The organism is Chitinophaga vietnamensis (assembly GCF_902167635.1).
GTDB classification, from domain to species: Bacteria; Bacteroidota; Bacteroidia; order Chitinophagales; family Chitinophagaceae; genus Chitinophaga; species Chitinophaga vietnamensis.
Genome location: NZ_CABHMS010000002.1, coordinates 653494 through 679452 on the forward strand (window position 1 = coordinate 653494; position 25959 = coordinate 679452).

Sequence of the window (25959 nt, forward strand, 5' to 3'; positions counted from 1 at the left end):
ACAGTATATGTTTTCCGAATTTAAAACTGTATTCTCTTCTGTTAAAGGTAGCGATGATTTCTACCGCTTCTTGCAAGTGGTATATCATCTGTACCCCGAAGATAAATTCCATCTGTTGCTCCGTGATACCACCGCGCAGCTGGATAATGACGCTGCCATCTATCAACAGGTACAGCAAAAGTTGAAGGACATCAAGCCTTTCCTCTCTGAGCTTACCTTTGCACTGCCTGCATTGCGGAAACAGAAGGCAGAAATGACAAGGCAAACCATGCAGTTGCTCGGCTCACAAACAAGCATCAACGGATATCTGGAAATAGGCTCCACTGGCCGGTATTACAGCCGACTTAAAAAAAACTGCCAGATATCAGGACCAGTATACCTGATAAATGACACAGCGCCTGATAATTCACCCGCTGACATTATGGAACGTGGCCAGCTGTTTAAAACAGGCCAGTACCTGCCGCTGAACGATTATGCTCCACTAACGGCAACGGATATATGGAACAATAGTGTTGATCTGGTTACCTGCTATATCGGGCTACACCACGCGCCAGTAGAAAAGATCGACGGTTTTGTGCAAACGGTTGCTGATAAGCTCCGGCCAGGCGGCGTTTTTATTATTCGTGATCACGATGTTACCTCACCGGATATGGACGCCTTTTGTGCACTGGTACATACTGTTTTTAATCTCGGTACCCAGGTACCCTGGGAGGTGAACGTCCGCGAATACCGCCGCTTCCAGCCGATAGAGAAATGGAGTGAATACGTTTGCGGCTTCGGCTTTGAAGACAGTGGCGAACGCCTGCTGCAACAAAATGATCCCTCTCTCAATACTTTGATTAAACTGGTAAAACAGTAATGCTACGCCTGCGCATCCTTACATTGATCTCAACGGTATTGGCAATTGTTATCTTCCTGCATAATTACAAAACCCGCAGTACGCATACGATTGCATCGGAATTGCCACGTCAGCGCATATACGAAGATACGGTGGCTACACACTGCCCGCCTGGCGACCTCCGGCCACCGGACCAAACCTTCCTGACCTTTCCGGAATGGTTCCTGGTGCATAGTCCGGCCGAACAGGCCGACTGGTTCAATGCACATACAGCTACTACCTTTCCTTATAGCGGGCACATTGCACAGTTCTGGGGTAGCTATCACCTGATGTATAAGCAAATAGCACATCGCTATCCGTTCAATACCGGCTATCATGTGATGATCTGCGTGATCGGGGTCAGCACGACTGTCGAATATGGTTTCAAATCCTGGTACGAGACGATCGCAGGCCGCGCCACGGCGGCGCCTGGGCTCACAGAAGAAGACCGGTTCAATGCAGACTATACCAAAGACTACGTGGATTTCATCCGCGTCTCCCCCTGGTATGAATTTGACTTCAGCCACCAGCTGAAACAGTTGTGGAGTGAAGTATCCTTGTTGGGTGAACATCCCCTGCGGAAAGTGGAACGCCGCTACCTGCTCACCACAGAGCTGCTCACAAAATGGAGCTATGGCTGGTTGATCAGGCAGGCTACCCGTTCTGCATACGAAATAGCACTGCCTACTACCATCGTGGAAACGGACCGGGCGCCCGTATCCTTCAATGGCAAAGTGTTGCAACACCTGCCCGATAGCACGGTGGTGCTGGAATTGCCCAGGTATGAAGCATTTAAGACAGCGGCTGCACAAGTAGCGAATGAGGGAATTAACTTTCGAACAATTGCGGGTAACCGCTCCGAAATATTACTGACCATATTAACACGAAGTGATGCCCATCCTGCCTTGCCAGCTGGCTGCCGGGTGCTCTTCACACAGGATATTCTTACGCGGCCAGGCATACAACGTGTGGCCGTTACCGTTATAGTAGCGGGGCTGTCGCCCTTACTGCGCTTTCTGGAACAATCGCATATTCCTGTCGAACATATCTATGATTATTGACCGCTGAAATGTCTGTATCTTTGATCCTGCCCGGCCGGTGAATCATGGATAACAGCCAGAACAAATCATACAGGAAGATCATCCATATAGATATGGATGCATTTTATGCGTCGGTAGAACAACGCGATAACCCCGTATACCGTGGCAAAGCCATCGCCGTGGGCGGCTCGCCGGAAGGCCGTGGTGGCGTGGTAGCTACGGCCAGCTATGAAGCGCGCAAATTTGGCGTACGTTCTGCCATGCCTTCGAAACGTGCATTACAGCTTTGCCCGGAGCTTATTTTTATCCGTCCCCGCTTTGATGTTTACAAAGAGGTATCAAGAAAGATCAGGGAGATATTCAGCAGGTACACCGACCTGATAGAACCCCTCTCATTGGATGAGGCCTACCTCGATGTAACAGCGGATAAACAGCAGATTGGTTCTGCTATCGAAATTGCCAAGCTGATCAAACAGGCCATCCGCGAGGAGTTGCAGCTCACGGCCTCCGCAGGCATATCCATCAATAAATTTGTAGCCAAGATTGCTTCTGATCTCAACAAGCCAGACGGACTTACCTTCATCGGCCCCAGCGCCATCGAATCATTTATGGAGCAGCTGGCCGTGGAGAAATTCCATGGAGTAGGGAAGGTGACCGCCGATAAGATGAAAAAGATGGGGCTCTTTACCGGCGCGGATCTCAAGAAGTTATCGGAGAATGAACTGAAGCAACATTTTGGTAAGGTAGGGTCTTTCTATTACCGCATCGTACGGGGCATCGACGACCGGGAGGTACAACCACACCGCGAAACAAAATCATTGGGCGCTGAAGATACTTTCCCGGAAGATCTCACCGAAATCGCAGACATGCATGTGGAATTGGAGAAGATCGCAAAAGTAGTACACGAACGTTTGCAGCGTTATCAGCTGAAAGGCCGTACCATTACTTTAAAGATCAAGTACAGCGATTTCCGGCAGATCACCCGTAACCAGTCGTTTCCACAGCCGGTGGGAGATTTTCATACGATATTGGAAACTGCCAAACAGTTGCTGGCGGCCACTTTCCCGGAAGATAAACGCATACGTTTGCTGGGTATTACGCTTTCCAACTTTGGCGAGGCGGCAACCCATACGCCCCGGCAGGGTAATCCGGACCAACTCTCTCTCTTTGATTAAAAAATATTTTCTCGCAAAGACGCAAAGGAGCAAAGGATTAAAAAGATTCTCTTGATTTAACGCGAAGATCAATTCGAGGGTTGTAGCCCTTGAAGCGCTCAAAGCGCTTCAAGGGCTTCTTCGCTTAAATGATCTTCGCATTAAATCAAGAGAATCTTTTTAATCCTTTGCTCCTTTGCGTCTTTGCGAGAAAAAATCCGTTTCTGCGCGTAAATTATCTCGCGTACTTAGGCAATACCAATTTCTTTACAATGGTATGCGCAATGAGCGACAGTACCAGTACCAATACGATCAGCAAGGATGATTTCAGCGGCGTGTTGAAGGCGTCGATCACACCGGATACTTGTTTGCCGGAATACAGCAAGGTGATCACGCAGGCCAGTACGCCCGCGATCCACAGCGTAAGGTGCGACCACAGGTACTTTGTTTTCTGGAAACCCTTTTTACCGAAGGAAGTGAACAGCAGTAATACATGCGCTACAAAAAATAATAGGGTGAGGACTGAAAGCGTTGTGAGCATTTTGGTCTTTTTAAGGTTAGGATAAAGGTCTTCGTAAACCAATATACAACTTCCTTTTCAATAACAAAACACTCAGGCAAATACGCCTTCGCACAATTCCATATTGATCATGGCGCCGGCGCGGGTACCCGCTGCCACTGCATTTGATACGGAACGGACCGGTGTGGTATTGTCGCCCGCGGCGAATACGCCGGGTACGGTGGTCACTTGTACCTCATTCACTACGATCAGGCCATTTTCGGTAAGCTGGCATCCCAGCGCTTCAGGAATGCCGCAATGCTGGCGAATGGGCGGGCGGGCATACAGCGCGCTGAGCGCGTGCCGGCTGCCATCTGCCAGTTCAATGGCGTGCAGCTGCCCGGCCTCGTGCGTTATGGATGTTACCGGGGTATCGTTAACGGCTATACGATATTTAGCCAGCTGACTCACCTGCGTTTCGGAAAGTGTTACCGGACCATTGGTGAATATGGTCAGTTCTTTCGTCAGGTTGTATAGCAGTTGCACGATGTGCCAGGCCATATCGCCATTCATCAGGATACCAGTTGGTACGTTCGTATATTCGTAACCGTGGCAATAAGGACAGTGGATCACCGAAATGCCCCAGCACTCGGCAAATCCGGGGATATCAGGCAGCTCGTCGGTGAGGCCGGTGGCAAACAATACCTTTTTCCCTGCAAACGTTTCGCCTGCCTCGGTGGTGATGTAGAACAGCCCTTGCTCGTTCCGGCCGCTGATGGCTTTGCCGGTATGAAAACTCACGGAAGGGTAGGCGGCTACCTGCTCGCGGGCGATAGCCGCAATAGCTGCGGGCGTATTGCCATCCTGTGTAATGAAATTATGGGAATGCGGCGTCTGGCGGTTACAAGGGAGGCCGCTGTCGAGCACCAACACCTGCCGGTGCGAGCGCCCCAGGGCCATGGCGGCGGAAAGACCGGCATAGCTACCTCCTATGATGAGGGCATCATATCGCATGGTTCTGGACATATCTTCTTCTCTTTCCGGCAAAGATATAAAAATGCAACATTGTTGCAAATGAAATTTACAGCGACTGCCCCGCTTTTTCCCGGATATGCGAGATATGTTCTGCGATCATATGCAAACGATAGTAGTATTTTTCAAAGATATCATCATACATCAGGTGGCGGTTATGCAAAAAGGCGTTCAACGCAATGTAGATGAACTCCTCAAACGTAGTGTGCTCGCTCACTTTGATCACGCAATCGTTTACAGGCTCCATACTGGTAGCAAACTGTGTTTTTACCTGTATATCGGCCATACTGGTGATCAGGAGTTTGTGCAGCCCCGGCGCTTTGGCAAAGGGCGTATAGTGAATGGCAGTAAAACCATCTTCATCATATACATATTTGTTCACCTGCTCACCCAGCAGGAACTGCACCACTTCAGGATGATTATTATACCGCGTGGCCAGCAGGAGCGGGGTTTCCCTGCTGGCCAGCACAAAATCAAATTCAATGTTGTGAGCAATGAGCAGCAACAACATCTCGGTGATGTTGTTAAGACGATAATGCTGGAAGATATACGCAATGGCAAAAAGATAATCAGGATGCTCCACCTGAAGCCGGGCGCCCTTGGCAATGGCGTATTCCACCGCCTGCGGCTTGTTGGCGCCCACCGCGCAGAACACCACCGGGATCATATCCTCCTTCTTGTAATGAATATCCGCACCACCCTCTTCTATCAGCAATTCCGCCGCCTCAAAAAAGATCTCCTGGTTTTCCAATAACTCACAAAGCAACTCCGATAATTCTCTCCTGTTGAAATAGCGTAAATTAAATCTGATATACGTGATGATTTCATCCGGGTCCTGACAGGTTCTCAATTTTCTTTTTAACTCGTACAGCGAGATTCTTTGCATAATGCTTTATGAAATAATAATAAAGCGGGATCGAAGGATGAAAATATATGTGCAATTTAAATAATTTGTTTATGATTTTTTTAGGATGATTTTTACGAAATTGAGGCCGGATGCAAACGTATCTCTACACGAACCAATAACGATCATATGAAAAGCTTCCTCTTAAAGGCCGGCATGCTGCTGTCCCTCGCAGCATGTAGCGTTTCCGGGCTCTCTGCCCAGCAAACAAAAGCAGAGAAAAAAGCTGCCCAGGCAGCCAAGGTGAAAAGCTGGATGGATAATCAGAACTATACTTTCGTGGCACAATCAGCCTTGCCGATGGGTGGGCGTCTCCGGCAACTTACCTCGGAATATGATGTACGCGTCACCAAAGATTCTGTGGTGAGCTACCTGCCGTATTTCGGCCGAGCCTACACCGCACCGCTCGATCCCACCAAACTGCCGCTGGATTTTAAATCGAAAGACTTCACCTATACCATCACACCACGCAAAAAAGATGGATGGGATATCACCATCAAACCAAAAGATGTGCAGGACGTACAAAGCCTGCAGATCACCGTATCCAGCGATGGTTACAGCTCCCTGCAGGTGACCAGCACCAGCCGCCAGCCCATTAGTTTCAATGGCTATGTAACAGAAATAAGAACGAAGAAAAAGAAATAATCAATAGCAGCCCTGCTGCAAGCAGGGCTTAATTCAACTGCATGCAAAAATCAAAGATCACCACACTTTTCCTGGATATCGGCGGCGTACTGCTGACCAACGGATGGGACAGGAACGCCCGCAAACTGGCCGTGCAAACGTTTAACCTCGATGCCGCAGAAACGGAAGAAAGACATCACCTCACCTTCGATACTTACGAAGAAGGCAAACTCACACTGGATGAATATCTTGGCAGGGTTGTGTTTTATGAAGAAAGAAATTTTTCGAGAGAAGATTTCCGCGAATTTATGTTCCGGCAATCCGCACCCTATCCCGAAATGCTGGAAATGGTCCGCATTCTCAAAGCAAAATATCAGCTCAAGATCGCGATCGTGAATAATGAAGGGAGAGAACTCAATACTCACCGCATCAAACAATTCGGTATCGGGCACCTCGCCGATTTCTTCATCTCTTCCTGCTTTGTGCACCTGCGCAAACCGGATGCAGATATCTATCGCCTCGCGCTCGACATCGCACAGGTAAAACCCGGAGAGGTAGCCTACCTGGAAGACCGTCCCATGTTCGTTGATGTTGCCAACAGCATCGGTATCCATGGCATTGTGCATAGCAGTTACGCTACCACCGTAGCCGCACTGGCTAACCTGGGCCTCATACTCTGAGGCCCCCTTTACCGCTGGTGTAATTTTTTTATCGGGATGATGCTTTGTTCCGATTTATTTCTATTTTGTCAACTGTGTCCGATATATACACAATATTGTATTCCGCGTTTCGCTAGTTTTTTCAGCAGATAAGAAGGGAACAACCAAATCAATCGCACACATATAATATTAGCAGTTAGCAAAAACGATTTAGCATAACGATAAAAATTTTATAAAAACAGCACTATGCACAGATGGAACAAGTTCCGTCCAAAGCTCCGGGCCTGCATCCCCGGCACTTTGGTACTGTTGGCAACCCTGGGAAACACCAACTCCCTGCGGGCGCAGAACAAACTAGCCCTCACCGATCTCTCCGCCTTCCGGCAACCCGCCGCCAACTGGCGTTTAGCCGGCGCCGTTAGCGCCGACCTCCAGCAGCACAACAAGCTGGACATCACGCCAGGAAACGGTATCCTCGTGAACCTGCCAGACAAGGGCGCGCACGGCCAGGATCTCTACACCAATTTTGAACACGGCGATCTGGACCTCGAACTGGACTATATGATGTCCTACGGCTCCAACTCCGGCATCTACCTGCAAGGCAGGTACGAAGTACAATTGTTCGACAGCTGGGGCGCTACCGCGCCACGCGCCTCCGACAACGGCGGCATCTATGAACGCTGGGATAACAGCCGTCCCGAAGGCCAGCAGGGCTTCGACGGCCACGCTCCCCGGCAGAATGCCAGTCATGCTCCCGGCCTCTGGCAACATCTCAAGATCGCCTTCCAGGCGCCCCGCTTCGATGCCAGCGGTAACAAAATTTCCAATGCCACCGTACTGAGCATCGTCCTCAACGGCGTAACCATACAGGAAAACGTAGTGCTCTCAGGCCCCACCCGCGGCGCTATGCAGAACAATGAAGTGCCCAGTGGCCCGCTCCGCATCCAGGGCGATCACGGCACCATCGCCTTCAGGAATATTGTAGTCACCAACTACACCGCACCACAACCCGATATCAAAAACATTCAATACAGCGTATACAAAGGCAAGTTCAATAAACCACCTGACTTCAGTACGCTGAAACCTGCTATCAGCGGTACTTCCACGCAGCTTACGTCCAATATCCCCGGCCTGCCCGCCAACGAATTTCTCGTTCGTTATACCGGTACCCTGGAAATCAAAAAAGCCGGTAACTACACTTTCGGCTTGCATACCAGCGGTGGCGGCGGCATGATGAGCATCAACAACAAAGAGCTCTTCAAAAGCCGCGGCTGGGACGGAAAAGGTAGCATACAACTGGAAGCCGGCTCCTGGCCCATAGAAATACTTTATGCCAAGAACACCGACTGGGCCAAAGCTTCTCTCACCCTCACCGCCAAAGAAGCCGCCATCCGCGAGTTCCTGCTCAGCGATCCCAATGTACCCGCCGATGATCCGGTAGATCCCATCATCGTCAATGCTACAGAAAATACCGTATTGCGCAGCTTCATGGACCTGCACGGCGGCCCCCGTGTGGTACATGCCGTATCGGTAGGCAGCCCTGCAAAGGTGCACTACACCTACGATCTCGATAATGGCATGCCCGTACAGGTATGGCGCGGCGATTTTCTCAACACCACGCCCATGTGGCACGATCGTGGCGACGGCTCTTCCCGCCCGCTCGGCACGGTGCAACAACTCACCAACAAGCCCGCACTGGCCATACAGCAACTCAATACCACCGATGCTCCCTGGCCGAAAGATACCACGGGCAGCGGTTACCGCCCCAAAGGCTATTCGCTGGATGCCGCCGGCAGCCCCGTATTCCATTACAATATCTACGGCGCCGCCATCAGCGATTCCCTTGCTGTATTGCCGCAAAGTCAGGGCCTCTACCGCACCCTCACCGCACAACAGCCGGCAGAGAAACTATATCTGCGTATAGCCGTTGCCGATAGCATCACGCAAAACGGCAACCTTTACGTGATTGGCGACAAATCATATTATATCAGGATAGATGATGCACGCGATGCAGTGATCCGCAGCCAGGAAGGCCGCCAGGAGCTGCTGGTACCCGTGAAATCAAAAGTAGGCTATGCCATCATCTTCTAAAGCACATCTACACATCATGAAACTGAACTATAGAAATATTACAGCAGGAATAGCGGCTGGCTGCTTGTTATGCGCAACGGCCGTATTGCCTGTACGGGCGCAGGAATCGCCCAAGGAAGAGGACTTCTTCCGCATCGCCCGCATCAGCGCGCCTGAAGGCACCCTGCTGGAAGTGGGCGGCCTTTGCACCCTGCCTAACGGCGACCTCGGCGTAGCCACCCGCCGTGGCGATATCTTCATCGTAGAAAATCCTACCAGCAAACAACCCTACTTCCGCAAAGTGGCCTCCGGCCTGCATGAGGTACTGGGCCTGGCCTGGAAGAACGGCTCGCTCTACTGCGCCCAGCGCGGCGAGCTCACCAAACTTACCGACAGTAACATGGACGGTAAAATAGACCAATTCGAAACCGTATATGCGTGGCCGTTATCCGGTCACTATCACGAATATAGCTTCGGGCCGGAACTCGCGCCGGATGGCTCTTTCTTCGTGTCCGGCAACGTTGCCTTCGGCGACGAAGAATGGTGGCGCGGTGAAAGTCGCGTGCCCTGGCGCGGATGGATGATGCACATCACTGAAGATGGAAAGATGGAACCCTGGGCCACCGGTATGCGCTCTCCCTGCGGCCTCGGCATCATCGACGGGGAATTGTTTTATGCAGATAACCAGGGCGACTGGGTCGGCTCGGGCGGGCTGGTACACGTCAAGAAAGGCGTATTCACCGGCCATCCCGCAGGCTTACGCTGGACCAACCTGCCTAACTCCCCGGTGAAACTCAGCACTGAACAGCTGTATAGCAAGGTAGACCCGCGCTATCGCAAAGATGCCAATGGCCGCGCCATCAAACCGGAAAATGTGGAAGACGAAAAATTTGTGACGCTCTTCGATATGAAACAATATTTCCCTGAAGTGCAGCTGCCCGCGGTGTACCTGCCACACGGCGTTTTGGGCATCTCCAACTCACAGATCACCAGCATACCAAATGGTACGTTCGGTCCCTTTGCCAACCAGGTGCTGATCGGCGATCAGGGACAAAGTAAGATCATGCGCGTATTTCTGGAAAAAGTGAATGGCGAATACCAGGGCGCCGCCTGGGATTTCAGGAGCGGCTTTCAATCCGGTGTGCTGCGGCTTGCCTGGGCAAAAGATGGTTCGCTCTTCGTAGGTGAAACCAACCGTGGCTGGGGCTCTGCCGGCGATGCCAACGAAGGCCTGCAACGCCTCGTATGGAATAACCGCGTCCCCTTTGAGATGCGCACCGTGAGCGCCCGCCCTGATGGCTTCGAGATCACCTTCACACAACCCATCGATAAAAAAGCTGCGGAAGACCTGGCCTCCTATAACGTGGAAAGTTTCACCTACAAATATCATCCTGTATATGGTAGTCCAACCGTGAACACGGAAAAGCTGCCCGTGAAAGGCGTACAGGTGGCGGCCGACGGCATGTCTGTTCGCCTGCTGGTAGATGGCCTGCGCAAGTACTACATTCATAAACTAACCTTAACGGGTATACGGGAACAGGATCACTCCTATTCACTCGTACACCAGGATGTGTACTACACGCTCAACAACATCCCGGACGGCGCCAGGATGGCCCCCGGCGCCTACAGCACTAAAAACAGTGCGAAGGCGCCCGCCGCCAAACCGGAAAAAACAGCCAAGCCTGCCAAAGCCGCTACCACAGGTGCTTCCAAGGCGCTCACTTATGCACAGATACAACCGCTATTGGCCAAATACACCTGTGCATCCTGTCATAATGCAGAAAAAAGACAGGTAGGTCCTGGCTTCAACGAAGTGGCCAGGCGCAACTATCCTGTCACCAAAATACTTCAGCTCATCCGCAATCCCCAGCCACAGAACTGGCCGGGCTATGCTACCGCCATGCCGCCCTTCCCGCAGGTCCCGCAATCTGACGCATTGAAGATCGCGACGTGGATCAACAGCTTGAAATAGCTTAAAAGGATTAGCAGGATTTTCGAATTTTTTGATTTACGGATTTTTTGATTTAATTGAAGCGAAGACGAATAACGTTATTATCTCCGCTTCAATTAAATCAAAAAATCCGTAAATCAAAAAATTCGAAAATCCTGCTAATCCTTTAATCATGAGCCATCAATTCTTCGATCTCCTCCGCTTCCCGTGGGATCATCTCCATTAGATCTTCGCAGCCGTTTTCGGTAACGAGCAGGTTGTTCTCTATTCTTACGCCGATGCCTTCTGCTTCGCAGTAGATGCCGGGTTCGTTGGTGAGTATGGCGCCTGCGGGGATGGGCTCATGATGGTAGCCGGTGTCGTGTACTTCGAGGCCGAGGAAGTGGGAAACATTGTGGTAGCAATGCTTTTGGAGGTAGTGGCTGGCGCCGTTGCGGCGGATATCATCAGTGGTGCAGAGGCCGAGCTTCACCAGTTCCTCGATCAGGAAGGAATTGGAGGCAGCCCAGATATCCGTAATCAGGATGCCGGCGCGCACCTGTGCGCGTACCTGTTTGTGCACACGTAATACGGCATCATAGAACTCACGCTGACGGGGCGAATAGCGGCCATTGGCCGGGATGGTGCGGGTGAGGTCTGCATTGTACAATTGCCAGGATGCGGCGGCGTCGATGAGTACGAGATCGCCGTCCTGAACAGGTTTGGTGGTAGCGCGGTAATGCAGTATACAGGCGTCGGCGCCGGATGCTACGATGGGTTCGTAATCGGCCCAGGTGGCGCCGTATTGCATGTATTCGTGTATCATTTCCGCGGCTACCTGCAAGCCTGTTTTGCCGGGCTTCAGGAAGGGCAATACCCGGCGGAAGCCTGCGTTGGTGATCTCGCAGGCCTTTCTCATCAGCGCGATCTCTTCTGGTGTCTTCACGTTGCGTTGCCTTGCCAGCAAGGGATACAGCCTGCCGTACTGATGCAGGGGGTACGCTTGTTTGCAGGCGAGCAGCAGCCGGTCTTCCCTTGTCTGCGTTTCATTTTCGGAGCGTGCATGTTCGTTAGTATGCAGGAAGATCTGTTGCGCCAATGGTATCACGCGTTTCATGATCTGCCAGAATTCATCGGTATAAAAGATGGTGGAGATACCACTGAGCTCCGCGGCGGATGCTTTGCTGGCGCGGTGTCCCAGCCATTTCACATAGAGGTCGTTCGTGCGGCGGATGAACAGTATCTCGCGCATCGACGGATCAGGGTGGCCAGGGAAAAGCACGAGCATGGCATCATCTTCCTGGAACCCGGTGAGATAATAAAGATTGGTGTTGGGTGCATAGCGCATGGTGCCATCGGCATTGGTGGGAAAGATATCGTTGGCAGTGAGGATGGCTATGGCATCGGCGGGCAAGCTGCCGGCCAGCCGCTGGCGCTGTTTTGCATAGTTCATGATGAGGTGCGTTGTTTACGCAAACTTAGCAGGGGAGCGAGAAAAAACTGGTGTACAAATGCGACAATCTAATGGTGCAATTGGCGGCAGGCCTTGCGGAAATGGGAGAAATCACAATAGCCCAGCGCCTCCCAGTCGGCCTTGTAGCCATGCACAAAATATTGAGATACCGCTTCGCGGAAACGCAGGATGTTCAGGCATTTTTTAGGAGAGATATCGAGTGATGCGGAGAAATATCTTTCAAGCGTGCGTGGAGAGAGATAGAGCATGGTGGCCAGTTTCTTCAGCTGGTAGCCGCTTTGCTGCAGGGCGGATGTTTGTACGGATTGTAGTACATAACTGAAAGGTCTGGCGGCGGGGATTGCGGTATGACGGCGCAGGAACCGTTCCAGCAGGGCTTTTACGGTGTCGAGGTCCGGGGCTTCGAACAGTGCGTTTTCGAGGTCGTTGATATGTTGCAGGGCATCTTGGGCCAGCACTGGTTGCTGATGGATATCGGAACCTTTGATATGAAAGAGGTAATTAAGTGAAGCGGGTTTAAACTTGATGCCTACGAGGTAATTGTTGGCCAGGTGCCGGTAGGCCACCGGGGTGGCGTGATAGCCGATCAGCTCACTATGCCGTGAGGCATGCAGCAGGGCGCCATTGTGATCATATATCTCGAAAGGCGCGCCCAGGTTGAGCACCAGCGAGGAGTACATATTGGCCATGAGCAGCTCGCGGTATTCTTCCTGTTGCGGGCTGCGGGTGCGTAAGTCCAGCAGCCAATAACAAACTACATGCTCCGCCAGGTCGGGCGAAGGGGCCATGTAGCGGTACTGGCGCCAGAAATATGGCTGGTCTGTAAGCTCCGAGAAAAACATGCGCTCAAAGTTTAAACTTTTTTTCCTGAGTCCTGTTAATAAAGGTACAAGAAAACCCGTAAGACCCGTAGCTGCCTAATTGTATTATTTATTTTCATAGAAGTATCATATTTCAAGATAACGGTTGATAAACAGGTATAACATCTTGCGTAATCCGAGATGTGCAGGGGCGGGCTTTGTCCTTTAAAACGCCCGCCCTTATTCATTTTGGGATTTATGGATTTTGGAATTTAGGGATGTGGGGATTTAACGTGGATGCCTATACGAAATTATTTCGGATTGGTACGTTGTGCGATGAGGGTGAGGGGAGTGGCGATCATCACGATGAGGATGAAGGCATTGATGATGGTGGAAGTCCAGGTGAAGGGGACGCCTGCCACGCGGCTGAGCGGCAGTACGGCGAGGTTCATGACAGCCCAGTTGAAGAGCCCATATACCACTGCGATTACGCCTCCATTTTTAAAAGTACGGTGCAGGAAAGGATATACCTGGAAGAAGAAGATGGTGAAGGCGAAGGCGATCACATAGTGGAAGAAGAGGCCCCAGTAGGGCATGCCTTCTGCGGTGAAGGCGCTGCGGCCAAATACGCCGCTGGCTACAAAACGGAGTACGGTGCTGAAAGGGCGCCCCGTTCTGGCGGAAGTAATGATGCAGGCAGTCAGGATATCAAGGGTACCTACGAGGAGGCCAGCGAGGATAATGGTCCTGGTTGGCATTTTCTTATAAACTTGTTCTGTGGACATATTTTAAAAATTTCTTCTCTTAAGTTAAAATTTTTCTTTCTTATATCCGTCATCTTTGTGGTGAAAATGGCCCTTAAGCTCGTATCGTCGTGTTAAGCTTTCATTAACAGTTCTGCTTTTATCTCTCTTTATTGTTTGATTTTTGCTTTTATATAGATTATAAAAATAAAAATTTAAACAAGTGATTAAATAAATGATTGTTTAAATCAAACGTTTGTTTAATTTTGTTCCGTCAAATCAAAAAAGGAACATGGAAGATTACAGTGAAAAGCAGCTGGCGATCTTAGCAGTAGCGGAGCGGTTGTTTGCCGACAAGGGCTTTCATGGCACTTCGGTCAGGGACATTGCGCAGGAAGCGGATGTAAACATTGCCATGATATCCTACTATTTCGGTTCTAAAGACAAATTACTGGAAGCAGTATTCAGACATAGAATGGAGGCCTCACGTGCCTTTATTAACGAACTGGTACAAAACGATACGATGGCGCCTTTGGAGAAGATCTACAGTCTCATCGACCGTTTTATCAATAAAATGCTGAACGAACAATATTTCCAATGCATCATGAGCCGCGAACAGCTCAACAGAGAGAGGACCCCTATCAGGGAATTGATCTGGCAGCTGAAGCGGGAAATGTTAGGCCTGTTGGAACCCATCATCACCCATGCGCAGGAAGATGGCGTGTTCCACAAAGATGTAGATGTGATGATGCTGATCACTACCTTGTTCGGAACGATCCATCAGGCGATCCCGGCCCAGCATATCCTCCGGGTGGATGCGCCTTATGCAGAGATGCCGGACGATGAGTTCAGGGAATATTTAAAGAACCGGCTCAGCACCCATTTAAAAAAATTGTTTAAAGCAATCCTTACACATGAATTCTAAAAGCATATACAAACGTTTATATGCGCTTGCATCGGGAGTCCTGCTTACACTGGTGTTTCAGGCAGTTTCCGCACAGGAAAGCAACAAACCGCTTTCGTTAAATGAAGCCATATCGCTTAGTATTCAGAACAGCAAACAGCTCAAAGTGAGCCAAGCCAAAATTGATGAAGCCAACGCCAATGTAAGAACTGCCAAAGACCGTCAGTTGCCGGATGCCAGTATCTCCGGTGCTTACATGCGCCTCACCCAGCCCAATATCGATTTGAAACTGGGCGGCTCCGGGAACAGCGGCAGCGGCAGCGGCAGCAAACCAGCATCGCCGGATGTAAACTCCGCAGCTTATGGTATCGCTAACGTATCTGTTCCGGTATTCGCCGGCATGATGATACAAAATGGTAAAGCCGCGGCTCGTTACCTCGCAGCCGCCGCCAAACTCGATGCCGACAAAGACCGCGATGATGTGATACAAAACACCATCGGCGCTTACAGCAATCTTTACAAGGCGCAGCAAAGCGTGAAACTGATGGAAGAGAACCTGCGCCAGGCTACCCAACGCGTGAAAGACTTTTCCAATATGGAGAAGAACGGACTGCTCGCACGTAACGACCTGTTGAAAGCAGAACTGCAACAATCCAATTATGAGCTGATGCTCATGGATGCGCAGAACAGTTTCAAGATCGCTACCCTCAACATGAACATCATGCTGGGCCTGCCAGACAATACCAGCCTGCAGGTAGACAGTACCATCTTCAAAGCAGATCATAACATCGATCCGCGCGGCGCCGCAGAATTTGAACAGCTGGCCTATCAGCACCGCAAAGATGCTGCCGCCCTGAGTGCCCGCGAGAACGCTGCCAATTATAACGTGAAGAGCGTGAAAGGTGAATACTACCCGCAACTCGCTATCACCGGCGGTTACATCGCAGCCTACGTGCCGAATGTGATCACCATCACCAATGCTGTGAACCTGGGCGTGGGCCTGAAATACAACATCGCTTCTCTCTGGAAAACCGGTTCTAAAATGGCCAGCGCCAAAGCGCAACTGGCAGAAGTACAGGCCAACGAAGAGAAAGTGAAAGATGGCATCCACCTCGATGTGTATCAGTCGTACGAAAACTACCTCCTGAGCCACAAAAAAATGGATACCTACATCAAGGCGATAGAACAATCAGAAGAGAATTACCGTATTACCAAGAACAAGCACGACAACAACCTGGCTACCACCACGGACCTGCTGGATGCTGACGTGGCCAACCTGCAGGCGCATCTGAACTACGCATTCGCCAAAGCAGATGCCCTCGTTGCCTACAACAAACTGTTACAGGCCGCAGGTATCCTGGATACAACCATCAACAATAAATAATCCGATCACCAACAAATTTTTAAGCCGTGGAAACGCAAACAAAAGCTACTAATAATACTAATAATACAACCATGCAGGAAACATCCGCGCCTAAAAAGCGTAGCAAAGGGTTCGTCATCGTACTGGCAGTGCTGGTGTTAGGTGGCGGCGCATTCGGTATCAGCAAATACATTCACGGACAGCATCACGAAGAAACAGATAACGCGCAGATCGATGCAGATGTGAGCCCGGTGATCCCGCGCGTATCCGGTTATGTGCTGGAAGTAAGAGCGAAAGATAACATGCACGTGAAGAAAGGCGATACCCTCGTGATCCTTGATGGCCGTGACCTGGCCCTGAAAGTGCAGGCCGCTGAAAACGCCCTGCAAACTGCACAGGCTAACCTCGGCGCCGCACAGGCCACCACACAGGCGGCTGAAGCAGGCATCAGCAGCGCACAGGCCAATATCGGCACCATCGATGCACAGATCGAAGCGGCAAAGGTAAACCTCTGGAGAGCTAACCAGGACTACGAACGCTACAACAACCTGATCAAAGATCACTCTATCACGCAACAGCAATACGAGCAGGCCCTCGCTGCCAAACAAACCGCAGAACGCCAGCTCGATGTATTGCAACGTCAGAAAACAGTAGCTGCCCGTCAGACCAGCGTAGTAAGCTCTCAGAGCAGCGCTACCTCCAAACAGATCAACCTGGCTAACGCCGGCATCAAACAACGTGAAACAGATGTCGAAGATGCCAAGCTGAATCTCAGCTACACCGTGATCACCGCACCGGAAAGCGGCGTATTGTCAAAGATCTACGTGCAACCTGGCCAGTACATCACTGCGGGTCAGTCGCTCTTCAGCGTAGTACTGGACAACACCCCCTGGGTAGTGGCCAACTTCAAGGAAACGCAGCTCGACAAAATGAAGCTGGGCCAGAAAGTGACCGTACATGTGGATGCCTATCCCGGCAAACCACTGGAGGCGAAAGTGACTTCTTTCTCTCCTGCCACCGGCGCCAAATTCGCACTGCTGCCTCCTGACAACGCCTCTGGTAACTTCGTAAAAGTAGTACAACGCCTGCCCGTGAAAATCGAGTTCACTGACCCTAACAACGAACTGGTAAAACAGCTGCGTCCGGGCATGAACGTGCTGGTAGATGTACACCTCAACTAATCATACTGGAAGCGCTATAACCCGGAATTAATAATTAATGGGAACCATGCAATCATTTACCTGGCGGAAACCATTAGTACAATAAAAGAACTATAAACAGGCCATGCTCCGACATTAATTATTAGTTCCTGGTTATGCTGCTTTCATTCAAATAATATAGTGTTACATGCTGCAACAAGAATCATTGATAGAATACGGCTCGCGCAGGGTGATCATCACGATCACCGCTATCTTTTGCGCCTTGCTGGAGATCGTTGATACCACCATCGTGAATGTGGCATTGAACGATATGCGCGGTAACATGGGTGCTACGCTCAGTGAAATTGGTTGGGTGGTGACCGCCTATGCGATCGGTAACGTAATCATTGTACCGATGACCAGCTGGTTATCCCAGCAATTCGGCCGCCGCAACTATTTCGCAGCTTCCATCATCCTGTTCACTGTTTCCTCTTTCCTTTGCGGTAACGCAACGGCCATGTGGGAACTGATACTCTTCCGCTTTATACAAGGTATAGGCGGTGGTGCGCTGCTGGTAACCTCTCAAACCATCATCACAGAAAGTTATCCTCCTGAAAAACGTGGTACCGCCCAGGCCATCTATGGTCTTGGTGTGATCATCGGCCCAACCCTCGGACCTCCCCTGGGTGGATGGATTACCGATAACTATTCCTGGCCTTATATCTTCTACATCAACATTCCCATCGGTGTGATCGCTACACTGCTTACCCTGCAGTTTGTACGCAGCCCGAAATATGCAGAGAAAAAAGCCATCAACGAAATCGACTTCCTCGGTATCGCCCTGCTGGCGGCCTGTGTAGGCTCTTTGCAATATGTGCTGGAACGCGGACAGGAAGACGACTGGTTTAATGATCCAACAATTACTTTATTAGCGGTGACCAGCGCGCTCAGCCTCTTCTTTTTTATCTGGCGCGAGCTCACGTATAAGAATCCCATCGTGGAGCTGCGGGTACTCTCAAACGGTAACCTGCGCGTAGGTACGATATTATCGTTTATACTCGGCTTTGGTTTGTATGGTTCCACCTTCGTGATACCTTTGTATACACAGGGCATCCTGGGATGGACCGCCACACAGTCCGGTATGCTGATGATCCCGGCGGCGCTGACAACGGCATTCATGATGCCGATCATCGGTAAGATGCTGGAAAAAGGCATCCCGCAGCAATACCTCGTAGCCGCAGGTATGTTCCTCTTCTTCGTATACAGTTTCTGGGGCTATAAGATCATCACACCTGCCGATACCGGCTCTGAAGCCTTCTTCTGGATGCTCATTGTGCGTGGGGTAGGTATGGGGCTGCTCTTTATCCCGATCACCACCCTGGCGCTGTCATCCCTCAAAGGCGTACAGATCGGGCAGGGTGCGGCTTTCACCGGTATGATGCGCCAGCTCGGCGGTTCTTTCGGTGTGGCCCTGATCACCACTTTTATGGCACGCCGTAACATGCTGCACCGCAGCGACCTCGTGTCCAGGCTCGATACCAACAACCCGGATGTGATGAACCGCATCAACGGTATGCAACACAACTTCATGGGTAAAGGTATGGACCCCTCACTGGCCCTGAAAAGCGGCTACCAGCTGATGGATTTCAGCGTCACCAAACAGGCGGCGGTAATGTCCTATATGGATGTTTTTCTCTACCTTGGGCTGATGTTCCTCATCTGTATCCCCTTCGTACTGCTGGTGAAAGGCAATAAAAAACAAGGTAAGCTGGATCCGTCAGCAATGCACTAACGGGGAAGGCTATACGATAAAAGCTATTGTTGCAATAACAGTGTAACAGTTGTAGGTTTAGGTAAATAAACCCCGATATTCATCGGGGTTTTTTATTTAACGCATGTCTGAACCAGGATTAAACGGATTTATAAGATTAATAAGATTTTACGGGGAGATTTTCTGGAAGATCATATTTATTCTTCCAGAAAATCTCCCCGTAAAATCTTATTAATCTTATAAATCCGTTTAATCCTGGTTCAGACATTCGCGCTAGAAACTCAATGCTACTTTGGTAAACAGGCGGATGCCGTTGAAGCCCATCTGTACAGCGTCCCAGGGGCCGCCGGTTTCGCCGTCGTAGGCGGAGAGCTTGGCGCCGGGCACATAGCCGAGATCAGGATGAACGTTGAAGGCATTGTCGGCGCCGAGGAACCAGCTGATGTGTGAGTTGAAACGGATGCTGGCGTAGAAGTCGGTGACCAGCTTGCCCTTATAATTAAACTCTTCAGGAACGAGGGAACCGTCTTTGTCCAGCGCCACGAGCGGGCTGATACCGGTGCCTTCGAGGTTCGGATCGCCGGGAAGACCGGTACCTGTTTTAGCGGGATCGCCGGCATAGCCATAGCCGAGCAGCACGATCTTGCCATAGTACGTAAGACGTGTACCGATGCTGAATTTGCTGATACCGTATTCAAGATTGAGGCCCAGCTTGCAGGGTGGCGCAGATGCCAATACAAAATGTTGTTCGCGTTCGCTGAAGAACTCGCCGCGGTGCAGGTAGCTGTCGTCCAGTTTGGCGGGCACATTGATCTTGTCGATATTCATGTGCTGCACGTTGCCGGTGAACAATGCACGGAAGTGCTGGTTGCCCCAACGTTTGTTATAATCGATCACCATATCCAGGCCGGTATTGGTGGTGTTCACCGCATTGGCAAAGAACTGTGCATTGTCGATGTGCAGCTCTTTCAACTTGGCCTGGAATGCGGGATCAAGCGTGGTGTCGGAAGAGTTGAACTGCCCGGATAATACGATCCTGTCTTTTACTTTCACGAGATAACCATCCAGCGTGATCGTGAGCGCTGACACGGGTTTCCAGGAGAAGCCCAGACTGGCATTGAAAGATTTTTCCTGTTTAAGGGAAGGAATGCCGGCTGCCTGTGTGATAGGGTCGGTGTTGGGCGCGATCTTCACTTCCGTGATACGGCCGCCCTGTACGTTGGTGAATTGCGAGCTGTAGTTGATCTGTTGCAGCGATGGCGCGCGGTAGCCGGTACTAACGGAGCCGCGTATATTAAAATGTGGCGCCGCCTTGTAACGCGCTGCCAGCTTGTAATTGCTGGTGAAGCCAAAGTCGCTGTAATTTTCTGCGCGGATAGCCGCGCCCAGCAGGAATTTTGTGGTGATATCCCATTCTGCATCTACATAACCTGCAACATTATTACGGTTGGCGTTCACCACATCGGTGGGCCGGTAACCAGGGAAGCCTTGCGCGCCTGTAGCCTTGTTGAAGGTAGGATCATAGTTTTTATAAGATGATTCTTCGCCTGCATAAATTTTATAGTTCTCATACCTGAACTCCGCACCCAGCGCCAGGTTGAAGGCGGCGCCTATATGCGGGATGTCTTTGGTGAAGGTGAGGTTGGTAGTATTTTGCAGGAAGGCAAAACCGCCATCATTGAAGTGTGTGGGCGTGGTGCTGCCCAGCGATGCGTTGAAGGTTTTATCGCCGAAGAAATGAAAATCATTTCTGCCGAAAGTATTGCTTAGATCCCATTTCCAGTTGTTGTTAGTGCTGCCTCTTACGCCGGCAGCCAGTGATACATCTTGTATATGTGTTTGTATATGCGGGTTATACACGGTGTCCGGTACATCGCCGGGAGTAGGGATGCTCTTCATAATATCAGGGTAGAAGATGAGCAGGCCGCTGGCGGTGGTAGGGAAACGGTCGGGGTGACCGCTGGACAAGGGATTGGTGCCATGGAAAGTTCTCGTATAGGCGTAAGCGTCAGACGACTTATAGTTATATCCGCCGAAGGCGTATACGGTGGTGGAACTGGCGCCTACCGGCACTTCCATGTTGATCATGCCGCCGCCGGCTGTTACGGAGCCATCGCCGTGTGCGCGCCTGCCGGCGTTGATGGGCAGGCCATTGGCATGTGTGAGGTTGGTATCCAGCACCTGCCGGAATGTTTTTCCTTGTTTGAGGAAATTACCGGAGAAGTTGATGAAACCATTGTGTTTGCCGATAGGCACGCCGTAGTTGAGTCCTGCGCTCAGCGTGTTACCATCGATGCCATGGCCGTATTCATATTGTTGAAGATCGCGACCATAGTAGGTGTTGTATTTTTTGTCGAGATAACCGGCATAACCCGCGTTGAAAGAGAGTTTGTTGACATCTTTTTTCAGGATGATGTTGATCACCCCGGCGATAGCATCGGAGCCATATTGTGCGGAAGCGCCATCACGGAGGATTTCCACGCGGTCGATAGCAGATTCAGGGATCGCGTTAAGGTCGGTGCCGGAATTACCACGCCCGCGTGTGCCGAATACCGCTACGAAGGCGGTCTGGTGGCGGCGTTTACCATTTATCAGTACCAGTGTTTGATCAGGGCCGAGGCCGCGTAAAGTAGCAAGATCGATTTGGTCGGCGCCATCGCTACCGCTTTGTTTGTTGTAGTTGAAAGAAGGGGCGGCGGCGTTGAGCAGCGAGGTGAGTTCCATTTTAGCGCTGGGGAGGCCGGCCTGGTTCACGCTGATCACATCTACGGGCACGGGCGTTTCTGTTTTGGCGCGCCCGCCGCCACGGGTACCTACCAGCACTACCTGGCCCAGTTCTGCGACGGATGATAGCAATTTCACTTCTACATAAGTACGTCCGCCAACGTTGACCTGTTGTGTGATGTAGCCGATCGAGCTGACTTCCAGCACATCGTTGGCGCCGGCATTGAGCGTGAAAGCGCCGTCTTTATTGGTTTGTGTGCCTGTTGAGGTAGATTTGATACGTACCGTAATACCTTCGAGCGGCGTGCCGGTAGAGGCATCAATGATTTTACCGTTGATTTTCTGAGTTTGGGCAAAGGAGATGGAAATACAGAGCAGCAAGGCCGCCATGCAGCAAGGTAGAAGTTTAAGGTTCATACGCAGGTATTTTCCTTAATTTAAGAAAAATACTGCGCAATTTACAGCGGGATGCCTGCTTTTTTATAAATGAAGCTCATCAGCCAGGCGGGGCCTATCAAAAGAAATTGCAGGTCTTTGAAGAAGGAGGGCTTGGCGCCTTCTATTTTGTGGCCGATGAACTGCCCTATCCAAGCGGCAACAAAGATGGCGAGGGCTACTATCCAAACGGTAGCGCCGCTGCCGGCGATCAGGCGCCATAGTGCGAGGCATAGCAGTCCGAATACCAGCATGCCCGCTGCTAATGAAATAGATAATCTTATATAATAAAGTAATAGCAGCAATAAAGCTACATGCGCTACCGTGATCCGCAAACTGCCGCCCAGCGCAGGCAAGGGGATCGCATAGAGAAAGCCGACGATGCTGAAGAAGATTGCCGGCACACAGATCCAGTGGATCGTTTTGTTGGTATGATTGCGGTGACTGGCTCCGTAATCAGTCAGCCATTCCTGTATGGTTTTCATCGTGGAAGTATTTCAGTCTATGTAAATATAAACAATTTACTTCACGGGCATGGCTATACGTTGTTGGAGGGGACGGCGACATCATTCTGCGCTGCTACGCTTTCGCGGTGGTACAGGCCCCAGTCGGACAGATGTTCCAGCAAAGGCTGCATGGAACGGCCCAGTTCAGTGAGTTCATATTCCACGCGGGGCGGCACTTCAGGGTACACAATACGATGTATCAGTTGAGCGTTCTCCAATTCGCGGAGCTGCAATACGAGCACTCGTTCAGAGATGCCGGTAATAGATTTCCGGAGTTCGTGGTAGCGCATCTTGCCTTCTATCAGGCGCCACAGGATCGTGGGTTTCCACCGGCTGCCTATCAGCGACAGCGTATAGGCCATGTCACAATCGCCATTGAGGCGTCTTTCATTCACCGCGTTAGTGGAATTGATTTTACGCATACATTCTTCCTTTTTTAGGATCCGGCATAAAGATACAACTATCCTGACGGTGATCTGTTAATTATCAATATAAACTCGATCGACTATGAAAATTGTTGTACTGCTGGGGCGTCTTTTGTTCGCCCTTATCTTCATTCTTTCAGGTTACCATCATCTGATGGGCGCGGGTATTGATTATGCGGCCAGTGTGGGGGTGCCTTCGGCCTCTGTCCTGGTGCGACTGGCGGGCTTGCTTTCGCTGTTGGGTGGCCTCAGTGTACTAATCGGGTTCAAGGCGCGTATTGGCGCTATCCTGCTCATCATTTTCCTGGTGCCCGTATCTTTTTATATGCACCGCTTCTGGGGCCTTGCCGATCCCATGACTGCCCAGATGCAAATGGCCAATTTCATGAAAAACGTTGCCCTGATTGGCGCCTGCCTGATGATCATTTATTTCGGTCCAGGGCCGGTGAGTGTGGATAAAGCGTAGTTTGTCTGGCTCAGGATTATAAGGATTGAAAGGATTACCAGGATTTTTTTTTGGATTAATAAGGATTATAAGGATTCGCGAAGATCAAATCGAATTAATCTTCGCGAATCCTTATAATCCTTATTAATCCAAAAAAAAATCCTGGTAATCCTTTCAATCCTTATAATCCTGAGCCAGACAGCCTTCGCTATTGGCCTTCTTCTTTCTTCTTCGCTGCTATTTCTTCCAGCAATCTCAAGCCGAGGAGGCCGCTGATAGGGCCGTTGGCGCCGTCGCTGCCGCCGATGAGAACGTCGGGCATGATGCGGATGTGCTGAGCGCCGATGGCTTCCATCACTTTTAATTGGGTGAAGTTGTTGCCGCCCATGGCTTCCACAGCGAGTTTGTAGGACTCGGCGCTGGACTGACCGATGGCGAGGATCTTTTCTGCTTCCGCTTTACCGGTGAGGGAAATTTTTTCTGCGTCGGCTTTGGCGATCCATTCGGTGCGTTCCGCTTCTGCTTTGGCAAGGAGTCTTACTTTTTCCGCCTCACCGCCGGCCAGCAGTTTCATACGGTCGCTTTCGGCATTGGCCTGCAAACGTACGCTGTTGGCGTCACCGGTGGCTTTCTTCACGGATGCGTCGGCGATCTTTTCTGCGATCACCACGCCCTGGTCGGCCTTCACGATCTCTTTCTGCATGTCAGCGATGGCAGTTTCTTTTTCCAGTGTCTGACGGGTTTCCTGTGCGAGCTTTTGAGTTTCGTAGGTTACCTTTTGTTCCTCTGCGATCTTACGGTCGGTGAGCGTTTTCATCAAACTTTCCGGTGGTACGATATCACCGATCAGGGTATCTACGCCGAAAACGTTGTACTGGTCCAGCACATGGCCGATATGCTCTTTGGCGGAGCTTTGCCTTTCCTTACGACTGGTGAGGAAGTCGATCACATCAGAACCTTGTGCCGAGTTACGGAAATAGTTACCGATAGTAGGTTCTAGCACCTGCGTTACCAGGTTGCTCATGTTACCGAAGCGGGCAATTACTTTCGGCGCTTCGAGTGTGGGGATGTGGATGATCTGTGCCACGTCGAGGTTGAAGGTAAAGCCATCGCGGCTGCGCACGGTGATGGTAGAGAGGTTTTTATCCAGCTGGTGCGCTTCACTGCGGGCGGAGGCCCAGTTGAGCACGAGGTTGGTGGTGGGTACCAGCTCTACTTTCATGATGTAGGGGTTGACGGGATATTTACCGGGTCCTAACGGTTCCGCCCACACGCCTTTATAGCCTTTGGCAACGATGTTACCATGTTTAAATTCAGTGCCGCTGAGGTCTTCGCCTTCATTACCCACGAAGGAGATCACTACGCCTACATGGCCGATAGAGATTTCGGTCATCTTCACCATTTCCAGTTTAGCGAACCAGGGATTGATAAAGTAGGAGCCGGCGAGGATCACCTGTTCCTGCAAACCTTTGTAGCCGCCGCCTTCGAGGAAGGCGTCCACATCCTGGAAATTGTTGTGAGACTCGATGGTGCGGCCTGCGATAGCGCCGGTTTCGAGGGCTTTACCTTCCATGGTGGTGACGATGCCTACGGCGTTGTCAGGGATGGAGGTCATATCGGTGATCTCCACTTCAAAGAGGAAGGTGTTGATACGGTAGGAGCCGGGTGTGATGATGGCCGTTTGCCGGCCTTTGCGGCCGCCGTTCTGCAGAAATGCAACAGCGTCCTGGAAGGAGTCGCAGGGTACTTTCCTGGCGAGGATGGCGCCTGTTTCCAGTTCGGCGCCGTCTTTGGCGAGCACGAGTCCTATTTTACCGGTAGGGATGATGGTGAAAGGTTGGAAGGTAACGCTGTACTGCCAGATCCATTTACCAAAATATACGCCGGGGGCGAGGGTTTGGGCCTGGAAGCCGGCTTCGCCGTTGATGGCGAGGATGCGGCCTTCCGGCAGCGATTGCCGGCCCATGAGCTTGAATTTCTTGGTAACCAGCCCGATACGGTCTTCCGGTACGATGATAACGCCAAAGCATATACGAAGTATAACTTTGTACAGTAAAAGGCATAGTAAGGGCACGCCAATGAGCAGCGCCCATCTGAGAATGACGGTGTTTTCCATTGTGTTGTGTTTATTGTTGTTAGTTATAGGTTTGATGGAGAGATGCAGACACACGCGTGGCTTCGGGCCTGTGGTCCGCGCTTGGGTACGGTGGTGTCAACACATAAAGGTTCAGTTGAATGGGGGTGAAGTATTAAAATTGGTGGCAATGAAAGTTGTCAGGATGTTGCCGGAGCAATGATCGGAGTCCATTGTAAAAATGAATTACGATGTAAAAGTGGATATAATTTTTCATCCGTCAAAATATTTATGCTGCCGGCTATACGAACTTGTCCGGTGCTTTGTTCAATCCGCCGACGGTTTTCTTCAAACAAATAATATCAAA

The 25959-nt window shown here is 50.9% G+C and carries 22 protein-coding genes; 12 read left to right on the forward strand and 10 right to left on the reverse strand.

Translation table 11 applies throughout. From position 1 onward, the window contains the following. Positions 1 to 7: 7 nt before the first annotated feature. Genes FPG75_RS26130 through dinB form a run of 3 tightly spaced genes read left to right on the forward strand, consistent with a single transcriptional unit; the run spans position 8 to position 3092 of the window. Complete coding sequence (locus FPG75_RS26130; protein ID WP_201747899.1) at positions 8 to 859, forward strand: class I SAM-dependent methyltransferase; 852 nt, start codon at positions 8 to 10, stop codon at positions 857 to 859. Next, on the forward strand, positions 859 to 1938 hold the full coding sequence (locus FPG75_RS06915) for a hypothetical protein (RefSeq protein ID WP_143306036.1): 1080 nt from the start codon (positions 859 to 861) through the stop codon (positions 1936 to 1938). The genes FPG75_RS26130 and FPG75_RS06915 overlap by 1 nt, the downstream gene beginning before the upstream one ends. Before the next feature lie 44 nt (positions 1939 to 1982). Next, positions 1983 to 3092 carry a DNA polymerase IV gene (dinB, locus tag FPG75_RS06920; protein WP_143306037.1) on the forward strand — a complete coding sequence of 370 codons (1110 nt, stop codon included), beginning with the start codon at positions 1983 to 1985 and terminating at the stop codon, positions 3090 to 3092. Between the two features lie 214 nt (positions 3093 to 3306). On the opposite strand, the gene FPG75_RS06925 is transcribed toward dinB, so the two are convergent. From FPG75_RS06925 to FPG75_RS06935, 3 genes are all read right to left on the reverse strand, one after another. Further along, the gene (locus FPG75_RS06925; protein ID WP_143306038.1) at positions 3307 to 3612 is read right to left on the reverse strand and encodes a hypothetical protein; all 306 of its coding nucleotides are present in this window, start codon (positions 3610 to 3612) and stop codon (positions 3307 to 3309) included. A 72-nt stretch (positions 3613 to 3684) separates the two neighbouring features. After that, positions 3685 to 4596, reverse strand: a complete 912-nt coding sequence (locus tag FPG75_RS06930; RefSeq protein WP_143306039.1) for an NAD(P)/FAD-dependent oxidoreductase — start codon at positions 4594 to 4596, stop codon at positions 3685 to 3687. 55 nt (positions 4597 to 4651) lie between these two features. Next, entirely contained in the window at positions 4652 to 5488 is an 837-nt protein-coding gene (locus FPG75_RS06935; protein ID WP_143306040.1) for an ankyrin repeat domain-containing protein, read from the reverse strand. A gap of 147 nt (positions 5489 to 5635) precedes the next feature. Here FPG75_RS06935 and FPG75_RS06940 point away from each other — a divergent pair, with 147 nt between their 5' ends. The 4 genes from FPG75_RS06940 (at position 5636) to FPG75_RS06955 (ending at position 10831) form a co-directional block, all read left to right on the forward strand. Beyond that, complete coding sequence (locus FPG75_RS06940; RefSeq protein ID WP_236652737.1) at positions 5636 to 6151, forward strand: DUF4251 domain-containing protein; 516 nt, start codon at positions 5636 to 5638, stop codon at positions 6149 to 6151. A 41-nt stretch (positions 6152 to 6192) separates the two neighbouring features. Next, positions 6193 to 6810, forward strand: a complete 618-nt coding sequence (locus tag FPG75_RS06945; RefSeq protein WP_143306041.1) for an HAD family hydrolase — start codon at positions 6193 to 6195, stop codon at positions 6808 to 6810. Positions 6811 to 7035: 225 nt separating this feature from the next. Beyond that, complete coding sequence (locus FPG75_RS25970) at positions 7036 to 8880, forward strand: family 16 glycoside hydrolase (protein ID WP_161596703.1); 1845 nt, start codon at positions 7036 to 7038, stop codon at positions 8878 to 8880. Positions 8881 to 8896: 16 nt separating this feature from the next. After that, a complete protein-coding gene (locus tag FPG75_RS06955; protein ID WP_201747900.1) occupies positions 8897 to 10831 on the forward strand; it encodes a hypothetical protein in 1935 nt (644 codons plus the stop codon). A gap of 145 nt (positions 10832 to 10976) precedes the next feature. Here the strand turns inward: FPG75_RS06955 and FPG75_RS06960 are convergent, their stop codons facing one another. The 3 genes from FPG75_RS06960 to FPG75_RS06970 all read right to left on the reverse strand — a co-directional run bounded on the left by FPG75_RS06960 (position 10977) and on the right by FPG75_RS06970 (position 13848). Next, the gene (locus FPG75_RS06960) at positions 10977 to 12242 is read right to left on the reverse strand and encodes an aminopeptidase P family protein (RefSeq protein WP_143306042.1); all 1266 of its coding nucleotides are present in this window, start codon (positions 12240 to 12242) and stop codon (positions 10977 to 10979) included. Between the two features lie 68 nt (positions 12243 to 12310). Next, the gene (locus tag FPG75_RS06965) at positions 12311 to 13105 is read right to left on the reverse strand and encodes a helix-turn-helix domain-containing protein (RefSeq protein WP_143306043.1); all 795 of its coding nucleotides are present in this window, start codon (positions 13103 to 13105) and stop codon (positions 12311 to 12313) included. A 269-nt stretch (positions 13106 to 13374) separates the two neighbouring features. Next, on the reverse strand, positions 13375 to 13848 hold the full coding sequence (locus FPG75_RS06970; RefSeq protein ID WP_143306044.1) for a hypothetical protein: 474 nt from the start codon (positions 13846 to 13848) through the stop codon (positions 13375 to 13377). Positions 13849 to 14098: 250 nt separating this feature from the next. Here FPG75_RS06970 and FPG75_RS06975 point away from each other — a divergent pair, with 250 nt between their 5' ends. The 4 genes from FPG75_RS06975 (at position 14099) to FPG75_RS06990 (ending at position 19004) form a co-directional block, all read left to right on the forward strand. After that, positions 14099 to 14731 carry a TetR/AcrR family transcriptional regulator gene (locus FPG75_RS06975; protein ID WP_143306045.1) on the forward strand — a complete coding sequence of 211 codons (633 nt, stop codon included), beginning with the start codon at positions 14099 to 14101 and terminating at the stop codon, positions 14729 to 14731. Beyond that, the gene (locus tag FPG75_RS06980; RefSeq protein WP_143306046.1) at positions 14721 to 16094 is read left to right on the forward strand and encodes a TolC family protein; all 1374 of its coding nucleotides are present in this window, start codon (positions 14721 to 14723) and stop codon (positions 16092 to 16094) included. The genes FPG75_RS06975 and FPG75_RS06980 overlap by 11 nt, the downstream gene beginning before the upstream one ends. Positions 16095 to 16120: 26 nt before the next feature. Beyond that, complete coding sequence (locus FPG75_RS06985; protein WP_317130738.1) at positions 16121 to 17254, forward strand: HlyD family secretion protein; 1134 nt, start codon at positions 16121 to 16123, stop codon at positions 17252 to 17254. A gap of 166 nt (positions 17255 to 17420) precedes the next feature. Continuing rightward, positions 17421 to 19004, forward strand: a complete 1584-nt coding sequence (locus tag FPG75_RS06990) for a DHA2 family efflux MFS transporter permease subunit (RefSeq protein ID WP_143306047.1) — start codon at positions 17421 to 17423, stop codon at positions 19002 to 19004. Positions 19005 to 19256: 252 nt separating this feature from the next. On the opposite strand, the gene FPG75_RS06995 is transcribed toward FPG75_RS06990, so the two are convergent. From FPG75_RS06995 to FPG75_RS07005, 3 genes are read right to left on the reverse strand one after another with little or no spacing between them, the layout of a single operon-like run. Continuing rightward, positions 19257 to 22124, reverse strand: a complete 2868-nt coding sequence (locus FPG75_RS06995) for a TonB-dependent receptor (RefSeq protein ID WP_143306048.1) — start codon at positions 22122 to 22124, stop codon at positions 19257 to 19259. Between the two features lie 41 nt (positions 22125 to 22165). Then, positions 22166 to 22627: an Mpo1 family 2-hydroxy fatty acid dioxygenase gene (locus FPG75_RS07000; protein WP_143306049.1), complete on the reverse strand. Its 462-nt coding sequence runs from the start codon at positions 22625 to 22627 to the stop codon at positions 22166 to 22168. 53 nt (positions 22628 to 22680) lie between these two features. Continuing rightward, a complete protein-coding gene (locus FPG75_RS07005) occupies positions 22681 to 23070 on the reverse strand; it encodes a winged helix-turn-helix transcriptional regulator (RefSeq protein ID WP_143306050.1) in 390 nt (129 codons plus the stop codon). An 85-nt stretch (positions 23071 to 23155) separates the two neighbouring features. Here FPG75_RS07005 and FPG75_RS07010 point away from each other — a divergent pair, with 85 nt between their 5' ends. Continuing rightward, positions 23156 to 23539, forward strand: coding sequence for a DoxX family protein (locus FPG75_RS07010; RefSeq protein WP_143306051.1), 384 nt, complete (start codon positions 23156 to 23158; stop codon positions 23537 to 23539). 187 nt (positions 23540 to 23726) lie between these two features. Here the strand turns inward: FPG75_RS07010 and FPG75_RS07015 are convergent, their stop codons facing one another. Further along, entirely contained in the window at positions 23727 to 25634 is a 1908-nt protein-coding gene (locus tag FPG75_RS07015; protein WP_143306052.1) for an SPFH domain-containing protein, read from the reverse strand. Positions 25635 to 25959: the final 325 nt, after the last annotated feature.

Bases quoted from the DNA above. Each gene is read 5' to 3' on its own strand.
- FPG75_RS26130 (WP_201747899.1), top strand. From the start codon at position 8: ATGTTTTCCGAATTTAAAACTGTATTCTCTTCTGTTAAAGGTAGCGAT.
- FPG75_RS06915 (WP_143306036.1), top strand. From the start codon at position 859: ATGCTACGCCTGCGCATCCTTACATTGATCTCAACGGTATTGGCAATT.
- dinB (WP_143306037.1), top strand. From the start codon at position 1,983: ATGGATAACAGCCAGAACAAATCATACAGGAAGATCATCCATATAGAT.
- FPG75_RS06925 (WP_143306038.1), bottom strand. From the start codon at position 3,612: ATGCTCACAACGCTTTCAGTCCTCACCCTATTATTTTTTGTAGCGCAT.
- FPG75_RS06930 (WP_143306039.1), bottom strand. From the start codon at position 4,596: ATGTCCAGAACCATGCGATATGATGCCCTCATCATAGGAGGTAGCTAT.
- FPG75_RS06935 (WP_143306040.1), bottom strand. From the start codon at position 5,488: ATGCAAAGAATCTCGCTGTACGAGTTAAAAAGAAAATTGAGAACCTGT.
- FPG75_RS06940 (WP_236652737.1), top strand. From the start codon at position 5,636: ATGAAAAGCTTCCTCTTAAAGGCCGGCATGCTGCTGTCCCTCGCAGCA.
- FPG75_RS06945 (WP_143306041.1), top strand. From the start codon at position 6,193: ATGCAAAAATCAAAGATCACCACACTTTTCCTGGATATCGGCGGCGTA.
- FPG75_RS25970 (WP_161596703.1), top strand. From the start codon at position 7,036: ATGCACAGATGGAACAAGTTCCGTCCAAAGCTCCGGGCCTGCATCCCC.
- FPG75_RS06955 (WP_201747900.1), top strand. From the start codon at position 8,897: ATGAAACTGAACTATAGAAATATTACAGCAGGAATAGCGGCTGGCTGC.
- FPG75_RS06960 (WP_143306042.1), bottom strand. From the start codon at position 12,242: ATGAACTATGCAAAACAGCGCCAGCGGCTGGCCGGCAGCTTGCCCGCC.
- FPG75_RS06965 (WP_143306043.1), bottom strand. From the start codon at position 13,105: ATGTTTTTCTCGGAGCTTACAGACCAGCCATATTTCTGGCGCCAGTAC.
- FPG75_RS06970 (WP_143306044.1), bottom strand. From the start codon at position 13,848: ATGTCCACAGAACAAGTTTATAAGAAAATGCCAACCAGGACCATTATC.
- FPG75_RS06975 (WP_143306045.1), top strand. From the start codon at position 14,099: ATGGAAGATTACAGTGAAAAGCAGCTGGCGATCTTAGCAGTAGCGGAG.
- FPG75_RS06980 (WP_143306046.1), top strand. From the start codon at position 14,721: ATGAATTCTAAAAGCATATACAAACGTTTATATGCGCTTGCATCGGGA.
- FPG75_RS06990 (WP_143306047.1), top strand. From the start codon at position 17,421: ATGCTGCAACAAGAATCATTGATAGAATACGGCTCGCGCAGGGTGATC.
- FPG75_RS06995 (WP_143306048.1), bottom strand. From the start codon at position 22,124: ATGAACCTTAAACTTCTACCTTGCTGCATGGCGGCCTTGCTGCTCTGT.
- FPG75_RS07000 (WP_143306049.1), bottom strand. From the start codon at position 22,627: ATGAAAACCATACAGGAATGGCTGACTGATTACGGAGCCAGTCACCGC.
- FPG75_RS07005 (WP_143306050.1), bottom strand. From the start codon at position 23,070: ATGCGTAAAATCAATTCCACTAACGCGGTGAATGAAAGACGCCTCAAT.
- FPG75_RS07010 (WP_143306051.1), top strand. From the start codon at position 23,156: ATGAAAATTGTTGTACTGCTGGGGCGTCTTTTGTTCGCCCTTATCTTC.
- FPG75_RS07015 (WP_143306052.1), bottom strand. From the start codon at position 25,634: ATGGAAAACACCGTCATTCTCAGATGGGCGCTGCTCATTGGCGTGCCC.